Below are 19,624 nucleotides of genomic sequence, written 5' to 3'. Positions count from 1 at the left end.
AACGCGGCGGCAATTGCTGGATCAATCCCATTCCAGCCTGTCCTCCCCGTTTAACGGAGTATGCCTGATGGCCGTCGTGTCCAAGAAAATCCCCGCCCCCGACAAGGTCAAAATCCGCACGGCGCTTCTTTCCGTGTCTGACAAGACTGACATTATAGAGCTGGCGACGGTTCTGTCGAAGCTTGGCGTCAAGCTCCTGTCGACCGGTGGTACGGCGAAAGCCATTGCGGAAGCAGGCCTGCCGGTGACGGATGTCTCCGACGTGACGAATTTTCCTGAGATCATGGACGGCCGCGTCAAGACTCTGCACCCCAATGTCCATGGTGGGCTGCTGGCTATCAGGGATGACGCGGAGCATGTCGAGGCGATGAAGGCGCACGGCATCGAGGCGATCGATCTCTCGGTCATCAATCTCTATCCCTTCGAGGAAGTTCGCGCCAAGGGCGGCGATTATCCGACGACGGTCGAAAACATCGATATTGGTGGCCCGGCAATGATCCGCGCTTCCGCCAAGAACCATGCCTATGTCACTGTTGTTACCGATCCGTCCGATTACCCTGACCTGGTTGAAGCCCTGCAGGCTGATGACGGCCAGACCTCCTATGCGCTACGCCAGCGTTTTGCCGCCAAGGCCTATGCCCGCACGGCTGCCTATGACGCGGTGATTTCCAACTGGTTTGCCCAGGCGCTCGCGATCGAGACGCCGGATTACCGCGCCATCGGCGGCGTGCTGAAGGAAAAGATGCGCTATGGCGAAAACCCGCATCAGAGCGCCGGCTTCTACTTGACGGGCGAAAAGCGCCCTGGCGTGGCGACCGCCACTCTGCTTCAGGGCAAACAGCTTTCCTACAACAACATCAATGATACCGACGCAGCTTACGAGCTTGTGGCGGAATTCCTGCCGGAAAACGCGCCGGCCGTTGCCATCATCAAGCACGCCAATCCCTGTGGCGTTGCGACCGGCCCGACGCTTGCCGAAGCCTATCGGCGCGCGCTGGCATGTGATTCCGTTTCCGCCTTTGGCGGTGTCATCGCCTTGAATCGCACGCTAGATGCGGAAACGGCAGAAGAGATCGTCAAGCTCTTCACGGAAGTCATCATCGCACCTGACGTGACGGAAGAAGCCAAGTCCATCATCGCCCGCAAGCCGAACCTGCGCCTGCTGACCGCTGGCGGTCTGCCTGATCCGCGCGCGGCCGGGATTACGGCGAAGACCGTTTCGGGTGGCCTGCTGGTGCAGAGCCGCGACAATGGCATGGTCGAAGACCTGGATCTCAAGGTTGTTACCAAGCGTGCGCCAACGGCGCAGGAGCTTGAAGACATGAAGTTCGCCTTCAAGATCGCCAAGCACGTGAAGTCCAACGCCGTTATCTATGCCAAGGACGGGCAGACCGCAGGCATCGGTGCCGGCCAGATGAGCCGTGTGGATTCCGCCCGCATTGCCGCCCAGAAGGCGGAAGATGCCGCCAAGGCTCTTGGTCTTTCCGAGCCGCTGACACGCGGCTCTGCCGTCGCTTCGGAAGCATTTTATCCCTTTGCTGACGGTCTGCTCGCCGCGATCGCCGCAGGTGCTACCGCTGTTATCCAGCCCGGTGGCTCCATGCGCGATCAGGAAGTGATCGACGCTGCGAACGAGCACAATGTGGCAATGGTCTTTACCGGCATGCGTCACTTCCGCCACTAAGTGCGGAACAGGCAGAAATGACAAAGGCCCGGAAAGTGATTTCCGGGCCTTTTGTTTCACGTGGGACAGTCTGGTGTCGCAGGTTCAGGTCACAGCCCCAACCTGCCACGGCACAAATTCGTTGTCGCCGTAGTCGTAAATCTCGCTGACGGTCTTGTCGCCGGATGCGACGGCCAGAATATGCTCGAAAATTCGTTTGCCGGATTCTTCGATGGTTTCGTTGCCGGTGACGATCTCGCCGCAATTGATATCCATGTCTTCCTTCATGTGTTCATACATTTCGGAATTGGTGGCGATCTTGATGCAGGGAGCCGGCTTGAAGCCCGAGACCGAGCCGCGGCCGGTGGTGAAACAGATGACGTTGCAGCCGCCCGCGACCTGGCCGGTGACGGCAACGGGATCATAGCCTGGTGTATCCATGAAGACGAAACCCTGCTCCGTCACGGTCTCGGCAAATTCATAAACTGCCTTCAGCGGCATGGAGCCGCCCTTTGCGACTGCGCCGAGTGATTTTTCCAGAATGGTGGTCAGGCCGCCAAGCTTGTTGCCGTGGGAAGGGTTGTTGTTTAGTTCGTCACCGTTCCTGGCGGTATAATCCCGCCACCAGTCGATACGCTGCAAGAGCTTCTCGGCCACAGCAGGGGTGACTGCGCGCTTCGTCAACAGATGCTCGGCGCCGTAAATCTCCGGCGTTTCGGAGAGGACTGTGGTGCCGCCGTTGCGGACGATGAGGTCGGAGGCATAACCCAGGGCCGGGTTGGCGGAAATGCCGGAGTAACCATCCGAACCACCACATTCCAGCGCCACCTTCAGCTTGGAGAGCGATTGCTCGGTGCGGCTGGCGGCGTTGACCATTGGCAGCATGGCCTTGATCTCGGCAATCGCCGCATCGATCGTCTTGCGGGTGCCGCCATGCTGCTGGATCGTCATGGTGCGCAGCCGCTCACCCTCTTCCATCTTGTAATGTTCGAGGATGGGGGCGATCTGGTTGGTTTCACAGCCGAGGCCGATCAGCAGAATGCCGCCGAAGTTGGGATGACGGGCATAACCCTGAATGGTGCGGATCAGCAGGCGGTAACCTTCCGATTTTGTGTTCAGCGCACAGCCGCCCCCATGGGTCAGCGCCACGACGCCATCGACATTGTCGAAACCATCAAGGCCGCCCTGCTTGTTGAAATAATCAGCGATGTAACGCGATACCGTGGCGGAACAGTTCACCGAAGCGATGACGCCGATATAGTTTCTCGTTCCGACGCCACCGAGGCCGCGGTCATACCCCTTGAACGTCCGGCGCTCGGCTTCCGGCAGCATGCCCTTTTCTTCAATATCGACACTGAACTGATGGGCGTGTTCGGACGGCACCATGGCAAGATTGTGCAGGTGAACATGCCGGCCGGGCTCGATATCCTGTGTGGCGATGCCGATCACCTGTCCGTATTTCAGCACCTCGTCTCCGGATTTGATGAGTTTGAGGGCCACCTTATGCCCGCGCCCGATCAGCTCGAGCGCCGCCAGATCTCCCCTGCCCGTTGCGCCGCCGGCCGGAATGGACCGACGCGCCACCGCGACATTGTCGTTGGCGTTCAGCAAAATGGTCGCCTCGGAATTCTCACTCACGGGTTATCCTCCTCCCGGTATATATTGCCTGCTATGTTTCAAAATCAGCTTTCCACCCAGCGTCTCTTCGAACCTTCCAGATGGGTATGCATGGCCGCCTGCGCCAGCAGCGGGTCTTTAAGTTCAAGCGCCGCCAGAATGGCTTCATGTTCCTGAAGCGCATGGGTCCAGGTATCGCGGTCTTCAAATTTCACGCGAAGCTGGGCCGAAATTGGGCTGTGGCGCTCATCGAAGAGGTTCGCCACCATTCGGGCCAGAACGCTGTTACCGGATTGCTCGGCTATGGTGACGTGAAACAGCCGGTCCTGATCCAGAGGTTTGCGACCGGCCTCGATTTCCCTTTGCATGGTGTTGAGTATCTGGCGGAGGGTCGCGATCGTCTCATCGGTCATCCGGCTTGCCGCCAGCACGATGGTCGCGCCCTCCAGCGCGGCCCGCGCCTGCATCAGTTCGGAGGGGCTGTCGCCAAGCGATTTGGTATGATGGGTCGTCTGCAGAGCTTCCGCCGACACATAGACGCCGGAACCCATGCGAATCTCGACGGTGTTGTCGATTTCAAGCGCAATCAGCGCCTCGCGCAACGAAGGCCTTGATACACCGAGCTTCTGGGCCAGTTCCCGTTCGGCGGGAAGCCGCGTACCGGGTAGGAATTCACCTATATCGATGAGTTCACGTATCTGGTCCGCAATCTGCTGATAAAGCCTGCGCGGTTCCGCTATTTTGGCCTGACCACTCATGTGTTTTCCGACGAGCCCTATCTGCAATCCGTATTTGGCCTTACCGTAACGCCAAGCGTATCAATGCGCAAGGAATTACTTAATCACATGAAAATACATGCTTATTACCGATATGATTTCGATACTCTGTTTCCGCTTCGGATGCAGGATAGCAAATTTTGACCTAATTGGCTTGACCATTCTGAAAAATCGGCCTAACCATTTGACCTGTTCATGAACCCCGGTGGAGCGGGGATACGGGTGGGAGGTTTCCAGATGTCGCAGGGCGCATCGACAATTCGGGGCTATTTTTCGCCTGAGGAGATGGCGCGCGCGGAGCGTTCGGCCCTTCTGCGTCTCGACAATATCAGCAAGGAATTTCCGGGCGTCAAAGCGCTGTCCAACGTGCATTTTGATTTGCGCGGCGGTGAAGTGCATGCCGTCTGCGGTGAGAATGGTGCGGGAAAATCGACGCTGATGAAAATCATCAGCGGCGTTTATCAGCCGAGCGACGGCACGATCCTGCACAAGGGCGTGAAGGTGCAATATGCATCACCGCTGGAATCCGAAGCCGCCGGCATCGCCATCATTCACCAGGAACTCAACCTCGTTCCGCATCTTTCCGTTGCCGAGAACATCTATCTTGCGCGCGAACCGCGTCGCGGTTTCCTCGTTGACCGCAAGAAGCTGCGTCTCGACGCCAAGCGCTGTCTCGACCGGCTGGGTGTTGATATCAACCCCGACCAGATGGTCCGTGGCCTCTCCGTCGCCCAATGTCAGATGGTGGAGATTGCCAAGGCGCTGTCGCTTGATGCGGAAGTGCTCATCATGGATGAGCCGACCTCTTCGCTGACCGAGCAGGAAACCCGCCTTCTTTTCAAGGTTATCCGGGACCTCAAGGCCTCCGGCGTCGGCATCGTTTACATTTCCCATCGTCTCGATGAAATGGCCGAGATCGTCGACCGTGTGACGGTCCTGCGTGACGGACGTTATATTTCGACCGACGATTTCGCCTCGATTACCGTCGATGACATCGTCACCCGCATGGTCGGGCGTTCACTGGAAGACAAATTCCCCGAGCGCACATCGCGCCCGACGGAAGACGTCATCTTCTCCGTTGAAGGTCTGGCCCGCAATGGCGTGTTCAGCGATGTGAGCTTTTCACTGCGGCGCGGTGAAATCCTCGGTTTTGCCGGACTTATGGGCGCGGGACGAACGGAAGTCGCGCGGGCGATCTTCGGGGCCGATCCGCTTGATGCCGGCAAAATCACCTTCAATGGGCGCGAGCTTTCGATCAACTCGCCACAAGACGCGATCGAAGAAGGTATTGCCTATCTCTCGGAAGACCGCAAAAGCGATGGCCTCGCCATCAAGATGTCGGTGGCGGCCAATACGACGCTTGCCAATCTCGGCGAGGTTTCCAACCGTTTCGGGCTGATCGACTTCAAGAAGCACGACGACGTCGCCAAGCGCTACGTCGACCTTCTGAATATCCGCACCCCTTCGATCGATCAGACGGTGCGGCTGCTTTCGGGTGGCAATCAGCAGAAAATCATCATCGGCAAATGGCTGTTCCGCCAGTCGCGCGTGCTGTTCTTCGATGAGCCGACACGCGGCATCGATGTCGGCGCGAAATTCGCGATCTACAAGATCATGGACGAACTGGCCGCACAGGGCATCGGCGTCGTTCTCATCAGTTCGGAATTGCCGGAAATTCTGGGGCTGACGGATCGCATCGCGGTCTTCCATCAGGGCCGCATCACGGGCGTACTCGAAACCGCCAAGACCAATCAGGAAGAAATCATGCGGTATGCGTCCGGTTACGGCCGGGCCGCGCAGTGAGGAACGACATGGCCAATATTGCAGAACCCAAGAAGAGCTTTGCTGTCAGCGACCGCCAGAAGGACATCATCCAGAAGTTTGCTGCGCTCGGCAGCCTGTTCGCCCTCGTCGCGGTCTTCTCCGCCACCAGCAGCGCCTTCTTCACCGTCAATAACGGCATGACGATTGCGTTGCAGGTCACGTCCATCGCTCTGCTCGGCATTGGTGCCACCTGCGTCATCATCACCGGCGGCATCGATCTTTCTGTCGGTTCGGTGCTGGCGCTCGCCGGTGTGGTTGCCGCCCTGGCGGTGAAGGAACTCGGCATGCCGGTGCCGATCGGCATGCTGCTCGGCATTCTGACGGGATCGCTCTGTGGTTTCATCAACGGCCTTTTGGTCACGCGTTTTAAGCTACCGCCCTTTATCGCCACTCTCGGCATGATGCTGATCGCGCGCGGCGTGGCGCTGCAGATCACCGGTGCGCGCGCTGTTTCGGGCCTTGGCGAATCCTTCGGCGAACTCGGTAACGGCGCTCTCTTCCGCATCGTCAATATCGGTGACGACGGCTTTCCGAATGTCGTTTTCCCCGGCATTCCTTACCCTGTCATCCTGATGGTGGTAATCGCGCTTGCGGTTTCCTTCATGCTCAACCGCTCGATCCTCGGCCGCCACATCTACGCCGTGGGCTCCAATGCGGATGCTGCACGCCTTTCCGGTGTCAACGTCGCCCGCGTCACCAATTTCACCTACATCCTGTCCGGCACGCTCGCCGGGCTAACGGGCTGCGTGCTGATGTCGCGCCTTGTCACGGCCCAGCCGAATGAGGGCGTGATGTATGAGCTGGATGCGATTGCCAGCGCCGTTATTGGCGGCACATCGCTGATCGGCGGCGTCGGCACGATTTCCGGTACGGCCATCGGCGCCTTCGTCATCGGCATCCTGCGCAACGGTCTCAATATGAATGGCGTCTCCGCCTTCACGCAACAGATCATCATCGGCCTCGTCATTCTGGTCACCGTCTGGATCGACCAGCTGCGCAACCGCCGCTGATCAAAGGGCTGCGGACCCTTTCCGCAAAAAAGATCGGCAGGGGAGGCCCGGTATGCCGACATCACGGAGGAAGAAATGAAGAAAATTGCGACTGCCCTTCTGACATCCGCAATCGCGCTGTGGAGCGTTTCCACCGTGCAGGCCGGTGAAATCGCCGTCATCGTCAAGACCGTCAACTCCACCTTCTGGCAGAACGTCCAGAAGGGCGCTGACGCGGCGATGAAGAATTCTTCCGGCAACACCATGACCTTCCAGGGTCCGGCTGCTGAATCGGCGATTGCCGACCAGGTCAACATGGTTGAAAACGCCATCAACCGTAAGGTTGCTGGTATTGTTCTCGCACCTTCCGATCCGGACGCGCTGGTGCCTGCCGTCAAGAAGGCCTGGGAAGCCCGTATTCCCGTCGTCCTGATCGACTCGCAGCTCGCCAAGGGCTCGGAGCAATATTACCAGTCGTTCCTGGCGACCGATAACAAGAAAGCCGGCGAACTGGCAGCGCAGGCGCTGATCGACAAGGTGGGCAAGGAAGGCAAGATCGCCGTCATGTCCTATGTCGCCGGTGCCGGTTCCGAAATCGGCCGTGTCGGCGGTTTCACCGACTATATCCAGATGAACTCCAATCTGAAGATTGTCGGACCGTTCTACTCGCAGTCGCAGATGGCCACCGCGCTGAACCAGACGACCGACGTTCTGGCCGCCAATTCGGACCTCAAGGGCATTTTCGGCGCTAACGAGCCGACGGCAATCGGCGTTGGCCGCGCTCTCGCCCAGAGCGGCAAGGCCGGCAAGGTCGTCGCCATCGGTTTCGACGGCAATCAGGACCTTCAGAGCTTCGTCAAGGATGGCACGCTGGGCGGTATCGTGGTTCAGGGTTCCTACCAGATGGGTGAAAAGGGCGTAGAGACCATTTCCAAGCTCATCAACAAGGAAAAGGTCGAGAAGTTCGTCGATACCGGCGTCGTTGTTGTCACCAAGGACAATATCGAAAAGCCGGAAGCCAAGAACGTTCTTTACTGATGCATGATGGCGCGCCGCCCTGTGGCGGCGCGCCTTACCTGTTTGAGATGCGGTTTTCACCATCCCGCTCTAGCTAGAAATTCAGGAAGTCCCTGCGATGAAAGTCTCCGATACACGTAAGTTGCCGCACCGCGCCGTTGACGTCACCGTCATGGGCCTCGGTTGCGCCCAGATGGGCAATCTCTACCGCGTCACCCCCTATGAAGAGTCCAAGGGTGCGTTCGACAAGGCATGGGAAAGCGGCATGCGTTATTTCGATACCGCGCCGTTTTATGGCTATACGCGGTCGGAGCGTCGTCTCGGCACCATGGTTACGGAGCATGACCGGAGCGAATATACGCTCAGCACCAAGGTCGGCCGTGTGATGGTTCCTGACGAGACCGTCGGTCCGGAGGAGGATGCCTATATAGCACCCCTGCCCTTCCGCCCGGTCTATGATTATTCCTATGACGGTATTCTGCGCTCCTTCGAGGCAAGCCAGCAGCGGCTAGGCGTCCTGAAGCCGGATATTCTTTATGTCCATGATATCGGTTCCTACACCCATGGCGAAAAGCACCAGCATTATTGGGAGCAGTTGACCACGGGCGGCGGCTTCCGGGCGCTTGGCAAGCTGCGCGAGGAAGGATCGACGGGGGCCATCGGCCTTGGCGTCAACGAGTGGGAAATTGTTAGCGACGCGATGGATGTCTTCGACATCGACGTCGCCATGCTCGCTGGCCGTTATACGCTGCTGGAGCAGCAGAGCCTTGGTTTCATGAACCGTTGCGCTGAAAGCGGCGTCGGTATCGTTGTCGCCGGTGCTTTCAATTCCGGTATTCTGGCTGGCAACCGCAAATTCAATTATGCTGACGCGCCTGCCGATATTCTCACGCGTGTCGATGCGCTGCAGGGTGTTTGCGAGGAACTCGGCGTATCGCTGCAGGCCGCCGCATTGCAATTTCCGCTCGCCCATCCGGCTTCGGTCACTGTTGTTTCGGGTGCGCGCAATGCGCAGCAGCTCGCTTCCAATATCGAATGGTTCGAACAGTCGATCCCGGATGAGTTCTGGTCCGAGCTGCACAGGCGTGGCCTGATTGCCGAAGGTGCGCCTACGCCCGCCGGGAAGGCTTGAGGCATGATTATCGACGCCCACCAGCATTTCTGGCTGATGAAGGATCGTGCCGGGCAATGGCCGCCGCCGTCGCTCGCCGCCATCCATCGGGATTTTCTCCCCGCCGATCTGTCGCCCTTGCTGGCCGCTGCCGGAGTTTCCGGCACCGTGCTGGTGCAGACGATGGAGACGCGGGCCGACACGGATTTCATGCTGGAACTGGCGGAAAAGACCGATTTCATCAAGGGTGTGGTCGGCTGGGTGGACATGAAGTCTCCCGACGCGGCGAGTGAAATTGCTCGCCGGGCAAAACATCCGGCCTTCAAGGCTGTGCGTCCGATGTTGCAGGGCATGGAGGATGTTGCCTGGATCGATGATCCGGCACTCGATCCAGCCGCGGCGGCTTTGGTAAAGCACGGTCTGGCGTTCGATGCGCTGGTCCTGCCGCCCAATCTGCCGCATCTGCTGTCGTTCGCCTGCCGTCATCCGCAGTTGACTGTTGTCATCGACCATGGCGCGAAGCCCCTGATTGCCACCGGTCACTACAGCGACTGGCGCAAGGATATGGCCGCTTTGGCTGCTCTTCCCAATGTCCATTGCAAACTCTCCGGTCTGCTGACCGAGCGCGGTGAACAGCGACCGGAAGCCGTGCGACCCTATGCCGAGACCATTCTGGAACTCTTTGGCAGTAGCCGCGTGATTTTCGGCAGTGACTGGCCGGTGTTGCGGCTGGCCGGCGATTATCAGGCATGGCTGGATTTCTGCCGCGATATCGTGCGGGCAGAGGACCATGCGGCAGTCTTTGGCGGTAACGCCATTCGTTTTTATTCCCTTTCCCACAGGTGATGCATGCTGGCGATTTTCTGCGAAACTCCAGGTCAACTCGTCCCCAAGGAACTGCCGAAACCAGCGCGTGGCGAAGGTGAAGTGCTGGTGCGCATCCGCCGCATTGGTGTTTGCGGCACGGATTTGCACATCTTCACCGGAAACCAGCCTTATCTTTCCTATCCGCGTATCATGGGCCATGAGCTTTCCGGCACGGTGGAAGAGGCGCCGCAAGGCAGCCATCTGTCCGCGGGCGACGTGGTCACCGTCATTCCCTATATCTCGTGCGGCAAATGCAGCGCCTGCCTTAAGGGCAAGAGCAATTGCTGCCGCAATATCGGTGTGCTCGGCGTTCATCGTGACGGCGGCATGGTCGAATATCTGAGCGTGCCGCAGCAATTTGTACTGAAGGCGGAGGGGCTAAGCCTCGACCAGGCGGCGATGACCGAATTTCTGGCTATTGGTGCGCATGCGGTGCGCCGTGGCGCAGTCGAGAAGGGGCAGAAGGTTCTGATCGTCGGTGCCGGCCCGATCGGCATGGCCGTTGCGGTTTTCGCCGTTCTCGATGGTGGCGAAGTGACGATGATCGATGGGCGTACCGACCGGCTGGATTTCTGCAAGGAGCATCTTGGCGTTGCGCATACGGTGACACTCGGGGAAGGCGACAAAGATCGTCTTTCCGAAATCACCGACGGCGATTTCTTCGATGCGGTCTTTGATGCGACCGGCAATCCGAAAGCCATGGAGCGCGGCTTTTCCTTTGTTGGCCATGGCGGTTCCTACGTGCTGGTCTCCATCGTCGCCAGCGATATCAGCTTCAACGATCCTGAGTTCCACAAGCGTGAGACGACGCTGCTCGGCAGCCGCAATGCCACGCCTCAAGATTTCGAGCGCGTCCTGCAGGCGCTGCGGGAAGGTAAGGTGCCGGAGGCACTGATCACCCATCGCATGACACTTGCCGATGTGCCCTCCAGATTCGCCGGCCTGACCGATCCGAAGGCCGGAGTGATCAAAGGCATGGTGGAGGTCGCATGACGTCCGATACGCCCATCCTGCAATTTGGCACCAGCCGCTTTCTCCTGGCGCATGCGGATCTCTTTGTTTCGCAGGCGCTGGACAAGGGCGAAGCGCTCGGGCGCATCGCGATTGTCCAGACGACCGGCAATGCGGAGAGCCTGAAGCGTGTTGCGGCGCTGAACAGCGGCGCGCCCTATCCCGTGCTTATTCGTGGTATCCGTGATGGGCATGAAGTGGACGAGGAAATTCAAGGCAGGGCTGTCGCGCGGGCACTGACCGCTGCGACCGACTGGGCCGAAGTGCGCCGCCTCGCCTGCGAGGCCGAGGTCATTCTGTCCAATACGGGCGACCGCGGTTATGAGCTGGATTCGGCCGACAATGCTGGGCTTGCTGGCGATTTTACGATCGTGCCGAAGAGCTTTCCGGCGAAACTCTGCATGTTGCTGCTGGAGCGTTTTCAGAGCAATCCGGAAGCGACCGTGTCCATCTTCCCCTGTGAGCTTGTGCCGCGTAACGGCGAAAGGCTGAAGGAGGTCATTCGCCGGCTTGCCGATGAATGGCAATTGCCGGCGGGTTTTGCCTTTTATCTGAACGAGAAGTGCCGTTTCGCCAATAGTCTGGTGGATCGCATCGTCTCCGAACCTATCGATCCGGTGGGTGCGGTGGCGGAGCCCTATGCGCTATGGGCGATCGAGAAGCAGGACGGGCTTGTCATTCCCTGCACGCACCCTGCCGTGGTGCTCACGGACGATCTCGATCACTATGAAAAGCTGAAGCTTTTCTTGCTCAATCTCGGCCATTCCTATCTGGCGGAACGCTGGACGCAGGATGCGCGCGGGAAGGACGAAACGGTGCGTCAGGCAATGGCCGACGACGCTCTCGTCGCGGATCTGGAGACGCTCTGGCGGGACGAGGTTCTGCCGGTCTTTGCGGCTGAAGGCATGGGAGACGAAGCGCAGGCCTATGTAGGTCAGTTGCGGGAGCGTTTGCGCAATCCCTTTCTCGCGCATCGGCTGGCTGATATCGCCGGCAACCACGACGAAAAGAAGCGTCGCCGCTTCGCTTCGGTCATTGCCGCGGCGGAACGGCTGGGATTAAGCTTACCGCAGACAAAGCTGCGCGCTGCGCTCGCCACCATCAAGCAATAACGGAGTTTTTCATGCAGCGTATGGGCATGGTCATAGGCGTCAAACCTGACATGATCGCGGAATATAAAAGGCTGCACGCCGCCGTCTGGCCTGAAATTCTGGCGCTCATCAGCGACTGCAATATCCGCAATTACACGATCTTCCTGCGCGAGCCGGAAAATCTGCTCTTCGGCTATTGGGAATATCACGGCACCGATATCAGCGCCGACATGGCGAAGATGGCCGAAAGCCCCAAGAACCAGGAATGGTGGTCCTTCACGATTCCCTGCCAGCAACCACTCGAAAGCCGCAAGGAAGGCGAGTGGTGGGCGATGATGGAAGAGACCTTCCACCACGATTGAACGATTTCCTTTGACACTGACCGCGAGTGACCGGCCATGACCAAAATTACTGATCTGCGTGTTTTCGACCTGCGTTTTCCGACCTCCCAAAGTCTCGACGGTTCGGATGCGATGAACCCCGACCCGGATTATTCGGCGGCTTATGTCATTATCGATACCGATGAGGCGGGTCTCAAAGGCCACGGGCTGACCTTCACCATCGGCCGCGGCAATGACATCTGCTGCATGGCCATCGAAGCGATGCGTCATCTGGTGGTCGGCACCGATCTTGCCACCGTCACCGAGAACCCCGGCAAATATTGGCGGCATCTGACCAGCGACAGCCAGCTGCGCTGGATCGGCCCGGACAAGGGCGCGATGCATCTTGCCACCGGCGCCGTTGTGAATGCGGTATGGGATCTGCTGGCCAAGAAGGCGGGCAAGCCAGTGTGGCAGCTTGTTGCCGATATGAGCCCGGAAGAAATCGCCGATATCGTCGATTATCGCTATCTGACCGACGTGCTCACCCGCGACGATGCGCTCGCGATCCTCAAAAAAGCCGAAAGCGGCAAGAAGCAACGTATCGAGACGCTGAAGAACGAAGGTTACGCCTGCTATACCACGTCGGCCGGCTGGCTTGGCTATGACGACGCCAAGCTGCGCCGTCTTTGCCAGGAAGCCATCGATGCCGGTTTCAACCATGTGAAGATGAAGGTCGGCCGTGATCTGGAAGACGACATTCGCCGTCTTACCATAGCTCGCGAGGTGATTGGTCCCGACCGTTACCTGATGATCGATGCCAATCAGGTGTGGGAAGTTGATCAGGCAATCGAGTGGGTGAATAAGCTCGCCTTTTCCAAGCCCTTCTTCATCGAAGAACCGACCAGCCCGGATGATGTCGCTGGTCATCGCAAAATTCGTGCTGCCATCGGCTCGGTGAAGGTAGCGACGGGCGAAATGTGCCAGAACCGCATCATGTTCAAGCAGTTCATCGCCGAAGGCGCGATCGATGTGGTGCAGATCGACAGCTGCCGCATGGGTGGCCTGAACGAGGTGCTGGCGGTTCTCCTGATCGCCGCCAAATACAATTTGCCGGTTTGGCCGCATGCCGGCGGCGTCGGCCTTTGCGAATATGTGCAGCATCTGTCGATGATCGACTATCTGGTGGTATCAGGTACTAAGGAAGGCCGTGTGATCGAGTATGTCGACCACCTGCACGAGCACTTCATCGAACCCTGCGATATCAGAAACGCCGCTTACATGCCGCCGAAACTGCCGGGCTTCTCCATCGAAATGAAGCCGGAGTCGATCGAGACCTACACCTTCGAGGAATAACCAAAGGATGACAGCGCCTCCTCAAGGCGCTGCCACTCCGTTTCGCTCCCGGGAAGGCCGAAACGCACGTCGTTCGGCCTTTCATCAAAAATGCGGACCAGAATGCCGTGTTGGCCAAGATGGCTGAACAGTTCGGTGGCGCGAGGGTTCCGCGCCAAAGTAAAAAGGGACGTACCGCCGGCAATCGCCAGTCCCACTTTTTCCAGCATGTCGTTCATGCGCCGGGTGTCTTCGGCAAGGCGCAGACGCATGGACGATTGCCATTTTCCATCTGCCAGAGCCTGTGTTGCGATATGCAGCGCAGGGCCGGAAACCGCCCAGGGGCCGAGTCTTCCCTCCAGTTCAGCAGCGATATCGGGCTGCGCAATGGCGAAACCTAGCCGAACGCCCGCCATACCGTAAAATTTGCCGAAAGAGCGCAGGACCACCAGCGCATCCTGGCTGGCTGCATTTGCGAGGCTTTCTGCACCTCCTCCCGTCTCGATGAAGGCTTCGTCCACGACGAGCAGCCCGCCCTTGTCGCGCATGGCTTCGGCCAGCGACAGCAACGCTGCGCGATCCGTGATGCGGCCATCGGGATTATTGGGATTAACCACCACGGCATAGTCGTGAGCCGACAGTTCCCGGGTGTCTTCCACTTCGGTCACAGCCAGTCCGGCCATCCGCGCGGTCCGGGCATGTTCCGCATAAGCGGGCGAAAGCACGGCTCCGCTTTTTGCCCCGCGGGCAAGTGCAATCTGAGCCAGTAATGGCATCAGCATCTGGGTGCCGGGGGAAAGCGTCACATGCCGGGCGGAAGGCGCGCCGAAATGGGCTGCAGCCAGCTGTTTCAATTCTTCGGCGGCATCCGGTTCCGGCAGGCGGGTGAATGCGCTGGCGGGAACGGCCGAATGCGGATAGGAGTGCGGATTGATCCCGGTCGAAAGGTCGATCCACGGTGCCGGCGCTTCAGGAAACATCAGACGCGCCCTGCCGAGATTGCCGCCGTGACGGATCGCAGCCCGCGCCTTTTCTGGTACTGTTTCACCCATGTTCTTTGCTCTCGCTTTCCTGTCGCTCTTGATCGAACGCCTGACCGGTTATCCGGACTGGCTGTTCAAACGCATCGGCCATCCCGTAACCTGGGTCGGTTCGCTTATCGCGCTGCTGGACAAAAAATGGAACCGGGAGAACGAGTCATTTTCACAGCGCAAGGCGGCAGGTGTGGCGGCTCTGGCCGGTTTCGTCGGGCTGACGCTGCTTGTTGCGTGGTTTGCGCAATCCACTCTGATTTTTCTGCCCTTCGGCATTTTGCTGGTTGCCGTGCTGGGCGCTTCGCTTCCGGCGCAGAAAAGTCTTGAGCAGCATGTGGAGACTGTCGCCATTGCTCTGGAGCGCGAGGGTGTGGAAGGCGGCCGCAAGGCGGTATCGATGATCGTCGGGCGCGATCCGCAAAAGCTGGACGAAGCGGCGATCTGCCGGGCGGCGGTTGAAAGTCTGGCCGAGAATTTTTCCGACGGCATCGTTGCACCCGCCCTGTGGCTCGGTCTCCTGGGCCTGCCGGGCGGCGCGGCTTACAAGGCAATCAATACGGCTGACAGCATGATCGGCCATCGCTCACCCCGCCATGAGGCCTTCGGCTGGGCGTCCGCCCGGCTGGACGATCTGGTCAATCTGCCGGCGTCGAGACTGAGTGGCGGCCTTTTCGTGGCCGCTTCGTTTTTCGTGAAGGGCGCATCACCCGGCGGGGCCATTGCCGCGATACGTCGCGATGCCCGTCATCACCGTTCCCCCAATGCCGGCTGGCCGGAGGCGGCGCTGGCCGGCGCTCTGGGCTTCGCGCTTGCAGGGCCGCGCTCCTATGGCGGGCAGATGATCGAGGCGCGCTTCATGGGCGAAGGCGGGAGGGCGACGCTGGTTGCGGGGGATATTCGCAGGGCGCTGGAGCTGGCGCGGGTTGCCGACCTGCTGTTGATCGGCCTGTTCGGACTTCTGGCGATCCTTATCGCGCTATAGCCAGCAGACGGTCGAGATCGAGGTGCTGCTCCATATGCGCCGCAAGATGATCGAGGACGGCCTCCACCTGCGCATCATAGTTCAGGTCCGCGCCCTGCCCGCCGAGCCGCTCCAGCCATGCGCCGCGTTGGCGATCATCCGCGAAAAGACCGTGAATATAGGTGCCGAAGACGCGGCCAGAGGCCGAGATGGCGCCATCATTATGCCCATCAAGCGTCGAGAACGGCAGATGGTCCGTCATGCCTGTGGTTTCACCGACATGCATTTCGTAGCCGGATAAATCTATGCCGTCGAAACTCGTGCCGCGAACGGAAATGAGCCGCTTGTCGCCCGTCAGAACCGTGTCGACATCCAGCAGGCCCATTCCCTCGACCGTCGCTGGCGATCCTTCGATACCGTCAGGATCGGCAACTGTTTTTCCAAGCATCTGGTATCCGCCGCAGAGGCCCAGAACATAGCCGCCGCGTCTTACATGCGCCTTGATATCAATGTCCAGGCCAGCATTCTTCAGCACGGCAAGGTCGGCGATAGTGGATTTCGAACCGCACAGCAATACCAGCCGGCAATCGGTAGGAATTGTCTCGCCCGGCCGCACGCGGATCAGTTCGACATCGGGTTCCATGTCCAGGGGATCGAGATCATCGAAATTGGAAATATGCGGCAGGATCGGCACGGCAATGCGCATCTTCGCGCCAGGTTTCCGTTCAGCTGGCCCGGAAAGCCCGAGAGCATCCTCCGCCGGCAATTGTGCGGCGTCGGCAAAATGCGGCAGAAGCCCGATGGAGGCCCAGCCGGTCTTTTCCGCAATTATCCGCATGCCGTCCGAAAACAGGGCCGGATCACCGCGAAAGCGGTTGACGATAAAACCTTCGATCATCGCCGCGTCTTCCGTTTCGAGCACGGCTTTGGTACCGATGAGGCTGGCGATGACGCCGCCCCGGTCGATATCGCCGATGAGGATCACAGGCGCGTCCGCAGCTCTCGCAAATCCCATATTGGCGATGTCATTGGCACGCAGGTTGATTTCGGACGCGCTGCCCGCCCCTTCCACCAGCACCAGATCGGCCTGCTGTTTCAGGAGCTCGAAGCTTTCCAGCACGCGCGGCATCAGTCCGGCCTTCATGTGCTGGTAATCGGCCGCTTTGGCATTGCCAGCGATCTTGCCCTGCACGACCACCTGTGCGCCGGTTTCGCTCTGCGGCTTCAGGAGCACCGGGTTCATGTGCACGGAAAGCGGCACGCCCGCCGCCCGCGCCTGCAGCGCCTGCGCGCGGCCAATCTCGCCGCCATCGGCGGTCACGGCCGCATTGTTCGACATGTTCTGCGGCTTGAACGGCATGACAGACAGGCCGCGCCTGACGAAGGCACGGGCAAGACCGGCCACCATCAGCGATTTGCCGACATCCGAGCCGGTTCCCTGAAACATCAGCACGCGTGCAGCCATGTCAGAATTCTATCCCCGCCTGCGCCTTCACGCCCGCCTTGAAATGATGTTTGACGAGGGTCATTTCCGTCACCATGTCAGCGGCGTCGATGAGCGGTTGCTTGGCGTTGCGGCCGGTAACGATGACATGCAGATCGGGCCTGCGGCTGGAAAGCGTTTCCACCACCTCCTCCAGCGGCAGGTAATCGTAGCGGAGTGCGATGTTCAGCTCATCGAGGATCAGCAGGCCGATGGTTTCGTCGGCCATCAGGATCTTGGCTTCTTCCCAGGCCTTTGCCGCCGCTGCGACATCGCGTTTCAGATCTTGAGTGTCCCAGGTGAAACCCTCGCCCATGGTGCGCCAGACGACCTTGTCGCCGAACAAGGTCAGCGCCTGCTGTTCGCCCGTCGACCATGCCCCCTTGATGAATTGCACCACGCCGACCCTGCGTCCGGTGCCGAGCATGCGCAGGGCAAGGCCGAAAGCGGCGGTGGATTTGCCCTTGCCCGGGCCGGTATTAATCATCAGCAGACCCTTTTCAATGGTCTTTTCCGCAACTTCGGCATCCTGCACCGTCTTGCGGTTGACCATTTTCTGCCGGTGGCGTTCGGCCTCGCTGTCGCTGATGTCGCGTGTCATTGCATTTTCCTTTTCATCCAGCTGTGCGAGATTCGGTGCCCCCGCCATTCGGAGCGGCGACTATACCCAATTTGCCGCACCCGGCAATGTGCCGCCGCAGGGCCCGCAGCATTGACCCTCACGCCCGTTCAGCCTAAGGGTAACGGACTGACGGTCTTTTCCCGGCAACGGGAAAAGCTAAGAGGGAACACGGTCCAACCCGATTGCCGGGTCATTCCGTGGCTGCCCCCGCAACTGTAAGCGGTAAGCCCGCACCGTAAAGCCACTGGACCCTTGAAGATGGTTCGGGAAGGCGGTGTCAGGGTGTAAAGCCGCGAGCCAGGAGACCTGCCGTTTCAGGAAAAACGTCTGCCGGGCGGGGTGCTCCGGTCAGTCGGTTAGATCGAACATCCGGTTTGCGCCTGTCCGCATGCCGTTTTCGACATCCGCACCCCGAGATTTTTTGCAAGGCGCGGGAAACGATACGGTTTGGATATTTCAGCGACATCTTCTTCTACGAGTGGAAACACGCAGGACGAAACGGCGTCCGGCGTGACCGTCTTCATTTGCAGAAGCTGCCGCGATGAAGCCAATGCCGAACCGCGCCCCGGTTCGCGTCTCGTCGATGCCGTCATGGCAAAGGCGGAGGAAACGGGTGTCACCGTTCGTTCCGTCAACTGTCTTGCCAATTGCAAGCGCGGCCTCAGCGCCGTGCTGCGCAGCGCCAATGGCTGGTCCTATGTATTCGGCGGGCTGACGACCGGTGATGCGGAAGATTTGCTGACCGGCGCGCGGCTGCTGGCTGCCGCCCCCGATGGCCTGATGCCCTGGCGCGGCCGCCCCGAACCATTAAAGCGCGGCATGGTGGCGCGCATTCCCCCATTCGATTTTACCGAGGAGAGATCATGAGCACCCTTCTGGACCGCGTTCCCTGCACCATCGTTACCGGTTTTCTGGGGGCCGGCAAAACCACGCTGCTGCGCGGTCTTCTCGAAAAGCTTGACGGCAAGCGGCTGGCGATCATCGTCAATGAATTCGGCGATATCGGCATCGATGGCGAAATTCTGAAAGGCTGCGGTATTGAAAGCTGCCCGGAAGAAAACATCGTCGAACTGGCCAATGGCTGCATCTGCTGTACGGTGGCGGATGATTTCCAGCCCGCCATCGAACAGATTCTGAGCCGCCAGCCGAAGGTGGAGCATATCCTCATCGAGACCTCGGGCCTTGCCCTGCCGAAGCCCCTTGTGCAGGCCTTCCAGTGGCCGGCCATCAAGAGCCGCGTGACGGTGGATGCCGTCGTGGCCGTGGTGGATGGCGCTGCCCTCGCCGAAGGACAGGTGGCGCATGACATGGAAGCGCTCGCCGCTCAGCGGGCCAATGACGAGGCGCTCGATCATGATGACCCGGTCGAAGAGGTTTTCGAGGATCAGGTCGCCTGCGCCGATCTTATTGTGCTGACCAAGGCCGATCTTCTTGACGATGCCGGCCTGGACAAGGCCAAGGCGCATATTCTCGAACATCTGCCGAAGGCAGCAAAGATCGTCGTGGCCTCCAATGGCGCTATTGATCCCGCCGTGCTGATCGGTCTTGGCCTTGCGGTGGAAGAGGATATCGAAAACCGCCGCACCCACCATGATGGCGAGCTTGACCACGAGCATGACGATTTCGACAGCTTCGTCATCGATTTGCCGGCCGTCACCGACCCGGAAGCACTGGCTATCCGTATCGCCGAGACGGCTGCTGCGGAAAATGTCCTGCGGATCAAGGGCTTCATCGAGGTTTCCGCAAAGCCGATGCGCCTGCAGGTGCAGGCTGTCGGCAGCCGCGTCAACCACTATTACGACCGGCCCTGGGCCGCGGGTGAAGAACGCCGCAGCCGTCTCGTCGTCATCGGTGAAAAGGGCTTGAACCGCGAAAAGATCGAGCAGATGCTGGCCGCCTGACG

18 protein-coding genes and 1 riboswitch are annotated in these 19,624 nt (G+C 59.6%); of the genes, 13 read left to right on the top strand and 5 right to left on the bottom strand.

The features are described from left to right. Window positions 1-67 precede the first annotated feature (67 nt). The gene (purH, locus tag DA915_RS25475) at window positions 68-1,684 is read left to right on the top strand and encodes a bifunctional phosphoribosylaminoimidazolecarboxamide formyltransferase/IMP cyclohydrolase (RefSeq protein ID WP_107677685.1); all 1,617 of its coding nucleotides are present in this window, start codon (window positions 68-70) and stop codon (window positions 1,682-1,684) included. Window positions 1,685-1,768: 84 nt separating this feature from the next. Here the strand turns inward: purH and DA915_RS25470 are convergent, their stop codons facing one another. Continuing rightward, the gene (locus tag DA915_RS25470; protein WP_107677684.1) at window positions 1,769-3,301 is read right to left on the bottom strand and encodes a UxaA family hydrolase; all 1,533 of its coding nucleotides are present in this window, start codon (window positions 3,299-3,301) and stop codon (window positions 1,769-1,771) included. 44 nt (window positions 3,302-3,345) lie between these two features. Continuing rightward, window positions 3,346-4,038, bottom strand: a complete 693-nt coding sequence (locus DA915_RS25465) for a FadR/GntR family transcriptional regulator (RefSeq protein ID WP_020809701.1) — start codon at window positions 4,036-4,038, stop codon at window positions 3,346-3,348. A gap of 255 nt (window positions 4,039-4,293) precedes the next feature. On the opposite strand from DA915_RS25465, the gene DA915_RS25460 reads away from it, so the two are divergent. From DA915_RS25460 to DA915_RS25420, 9 genes are all read left to right on the top strand, one after another. Continuing rightward, the gene (locus DA915_RS25460; RefSeq protein WP_192886662.1) at window positions 4,294-5,859 is read left to right on the top strand and encodes a sugar ABC transporter ATP-binding protein; all 1,566 of its coding nucleotides are present in this window, start codon (window positions 4,294-4,296) and stop codon (window positions 5,857-5,859) included. Window positions 5,860-5,867: 8 nt separating this feature from the next. Further along, window positions 5,868-6,890 carry an ABC transporter permease gene (locus tag DA915_RS25455; protein WP_003505311.1) on the top strand — a complete coding sequence of 341 codons (1,023 nt, stop codon included), beginning with the start codon at window positions 5,868-5,870 and terminating at the stop codon, window positions 6,888-6,890. 75 nt (window positions 6,891-6,965) lie between these two features. Next, window positions 6,966-7,907, top strand: a complete 942-nt coding sequence (locus tag DA915_RS25450) for an ABC transporter substrate-binding protein (RefSeq protein WP_003505310.1) — start codon at window positions 6,966-6,968, stop codon at window positions 7,905-7,907. A 97-nt stretch (window positions 7,908-8,004) separates the two neighbouring features. After that, on the top strand, window positions 8,005-9,018 hold the full coding sequence (locus DA915_RS25445; protein ID WP_107677683.1) for an aldo/keto reductase: 1,014 nt from the start codon (window positions 8,005-8,007) through the stop codon (window positions 9,016-9,018). A 3-nt stretch (window positions 9,019-9,021) separates the two neighbouring features. Next, window positions 9,022-9,843 carry an amidohydrolase gene (locus tag DA915_RS25440; RefSeq protein ID WP_107677682.1) on the top strand — a complete coding sequence of 274 codons (822 nt, stop codon included), beginning with the start codon at window positions 9,022-9,024 and terminating at the stop codon, window positions 9,841-9,843. A gap of 3 nt (window positions 9,844-9,846) precedes the next feature. Beyond that, window positions 9,847-10,857: a zinc-binding alcohol dehydrogenase family protein gene (locus DA915_RS25435; protein WP_107677681.1), complete on the top strand. Its 1,011-nt coding sequence runs from the start codon at window positions 9,847-9,849 to the stop codon at window positions 10,855-10,857. Beyond that, window positions 10,854-11,987, top strand: a complete 1,134-nt coding sequence (locus tag DA915_RS25430) for a mannitol dehydrogenase family protein (RefSeq protein WP_107677680.1) — start codon at window positions 10,854-10,856, stop codon at window positions 11,985-11,987. Before DA915_RS25435 ends, DA915_RS25430 begins: the two co-directional genes overlap by 4 nt. 11 nt (window positions 11,988-11,998) lie before the next feature. After that, on the top strand, window positions 11,999-12,328 hold the full coding sequence (locus DA915_RS25425) for an L-rhamnose mutarotase (protein WP_020809694.1): 330 nt from the start codon (window positions 11,999-12,001) through the stop codon (window positions 12,326-12,328). Between the two features lie 36 nt (window positions 12,329-12,364). Then, entirely contained in the window at window positions 12,365-13,642 is a 1,278-nt protein-coding gene (locus DA915_RS25420) for an L-fuconate dehydratase (protein ID WP_107677679.1), read from the top strand. Here the strand turns inward: DA915_RS25420 and cobD are convergent. After that, window positions 13,624-14,673, bottom strand: a complete 1,050-nt coding sequence (cobD, locus tag DA915_RS25415; protein WP_107677678.1) for a threonine-phosphate decarboxylase CobD — start codon at window positions 14,671-14,673, stop codon at window positions 13,624-13,626. The genes DA915_RS25420 and cobD overlap by 19 nt on opposite strands. Between cobD and cbiB the strand changes: the two genes are divergently transcribed. Then, window positions 14,672-15,637 carry an adenosylcobinamide-phosphate synthase CbiB gene (cbiB, locus tag DA915_RS25410; RefSeq protein WP_107677677.1) on the top strand — a complete coding sequence of 322 codons (966 nt, stop codon included), beginning with the start codon at window positions 14,672-14,674 and terminating at the stop codon, window positions 15,635-15,637. The genes cobD and cbiB overlap by 2 nt on opposite strands. Here the strand turns inward: cbiB and DA915_RS25405 are convergent. Together DA915_RS25405 and cobO are read right to left on the bottom strand one after the other, a co-directional pair. Then, complete coding sequence (locus DA915_RS25405) at window positions 15,624-17,081, bottom strand: cobyric acid synthase (RefSeq protein ID WP_107677676.1); 1,458 nt, start codon at window positions 17,079-17,081, stop codon at window positions 15,624-15,626. The two genes, cbiB and DA915_RS25405, sit on opposite strands and share 14 nt — an antisense overlap. Before the next feature lies 1 nt (window position 17,082). Beyond that, window positions 17,083-17,700, bottom strand: a complete 618-nt coding sequence (gene cobO / locus DA915_RS25400) for a cob(I)yrinic acid a,c-diamide adenosyltransferase (protein ID WP_031233710.1) — start codon at window positions 17,698-17,700, stop codon at window positions 17,083-17,085. A gap of 134 nt (window positions 17,701-17,834) precedes the next feature. Continuing rightward, window positions 17,835-18,050, top strand: a riboswitch (cobalamin riboswitch). Window positions 18,051-18,168: 118 nt separating this feature from the next. Here cobO and DA915_RS25395 point away from each other — a divergent pair. Together DA915_RS25395 and cobW are read left to right on the top strand one after the other, a co-directional pair. After that, window positions 18,169-18,588 carry a DUF1636 family protein gene (locus tag DA915_RS25395; RefSeq protein WP_107677675.1) on the top strand — a complete coding sequence of 140 codons (420 nt, stop codon included), beginning with the start codon at window positions 18,169-18,171 and terminating at the stop codon, window positions 18,586-18,588. Then, entirely contained in the window at window positions 18,585-19,622 is a 1,038-nt protein-coding gene (gene cobW / locus DA915_RS25390; protein ID WP_003505281.1) for a cobalamin biosynthesis protein CobW, read from the top strand. The genes DA915_RS25395 and cobW overlap by 4 nt, the downstream gene beginning before the upstream one ends. Window positions 19,623-19,624 lie beyond the last annotated feature (2 nt).

This window comes from Agrobacterium sp. LAD9, assembly GCF_003031125.1.
In the GTDB taxonomy this organism is placed as follows: domain Bacteria; phylum Pseudomonadota; class Alphaproteobacteria; order Rhizobiales; family Rhizobiaceae; genus Agrobacterium; species Agrobacterium radiobacter.
This window is presented reverse-complemented; position numbering and strand designations above follow the sequence as displayed.

Excerpts from the sequence above, each read along its gene's own strand:
- purH (WP_107677685.1), top strand. The coding sequence starts at position 68 with ATGGCCGTCGTGTCCAAGAAAATCCCCGCCCCCGACAAGGTCAAAATC.
- DA915_RS25465 (WP_020809701.1), bottom strand. The coding sequence starts at position 4,038 with ATGAGTGGTCAGGCCAAAATAGCGGAACCGCGCAGGCTTTATCAGCAG.
- DA915_RS25460 (WP_192886662.1), top strand. The coding sequence starts at position 4,294 with ATGTCGCAGGGCGCATCGACAATTCGGGGCTATTTTTCGCCTGAGGAG.
- DA915_RS25455 (WP_003505311.1), top strand. The coding sequence starts at position 5,868 with ATGGCCAATATTGCAGAACCCAAGAAGAGCTTTGCTGTCAGCGACCGC.
- DA915_RS25450 (WP_003505310.1), top strand. The coding sequence starts at position 6,966 with ATGAAGAAAATTGCGACTGCCCTTCTGACATCCGCAATCGCGCTGTGG.
- DA915_RS25445 (WP_107677683.1), top strand. The coding sequence starts at position 8,005 with ATGAAAGTCTCCGATACACGTAAGTTGCCGCACCGCGCCGTTGACGTC.
- DA915_RS25440 (WP_107677682.1), top strand. The coding sequence starts at position 9,022 with ATGATTATCGACGCCCACCAGCATTTCTGGCTGATGAAGGATCGTGCC.
- DA915_RS25435 (WP_107677681.1), top strand. The coding sequence starts at position 9,847 with ATGCTGGCGATTTTCTGCGAAACTCCAGGTCAACTCGTCCCCAAGGAA.
- DA915_RS25430 (WP_107677680.1), top strand. The coding sequence starts at position 10,854 with ATGACGTCCGATACGCCCATCCTGCAATTTGGCACCAGCCGCTTTCTC.
- DA915_RS25425 (WP_020809694.1), top strand. The coding sequence starts at position 11,999 with ATGCAGCGTATGGGCATGGTCATAGGCGTCAAACCTGACATGATCGCG.
- DA915_RS25420 (WP_107677679.1), top strand. The coding sequence starts at position 12,365 with ATGACCAAAATTACTGATCTGCGTGTTTTCGACCTGCGTTTTCCGACC.
- cbiB (WP_107677677.1), top strand. The coding sequence starts at position 14,672 with ATGTTCTTTGCTCTCGCTTTCCTGTCGCTCTTGATCGAACGCCTGACC.
- cobD (WP_107677678.1), bottom strand. The coding sequence starts at position 14,673 with ATGGGTGAAACAGTACCAGAAAAGGCGCGGGCTGCGATCCGTCACGGC.
- DA915_RS25405 (WP_107677676.1), bottom strand. The coding sequence starts at position 17,081 with ATGGCTGCACGCGTGCTGATGTTTCAGGGAACCGGCTCGGATGTCGGC.
- cobO (WP_031233710.1), bottom strand. The coding sequence starts at position 17,700 with ATGACACGCGACATCAGCGACAGCGAGGCCGAACGCCACCGGCAGAAA.
- cobW (WP_003505281.1), top strand. The coding sequence starts at position 18,585 with ATGAGCACCCTTCTGGACCGCGTTCCCTGCACCATCGTTACCGGTTTT.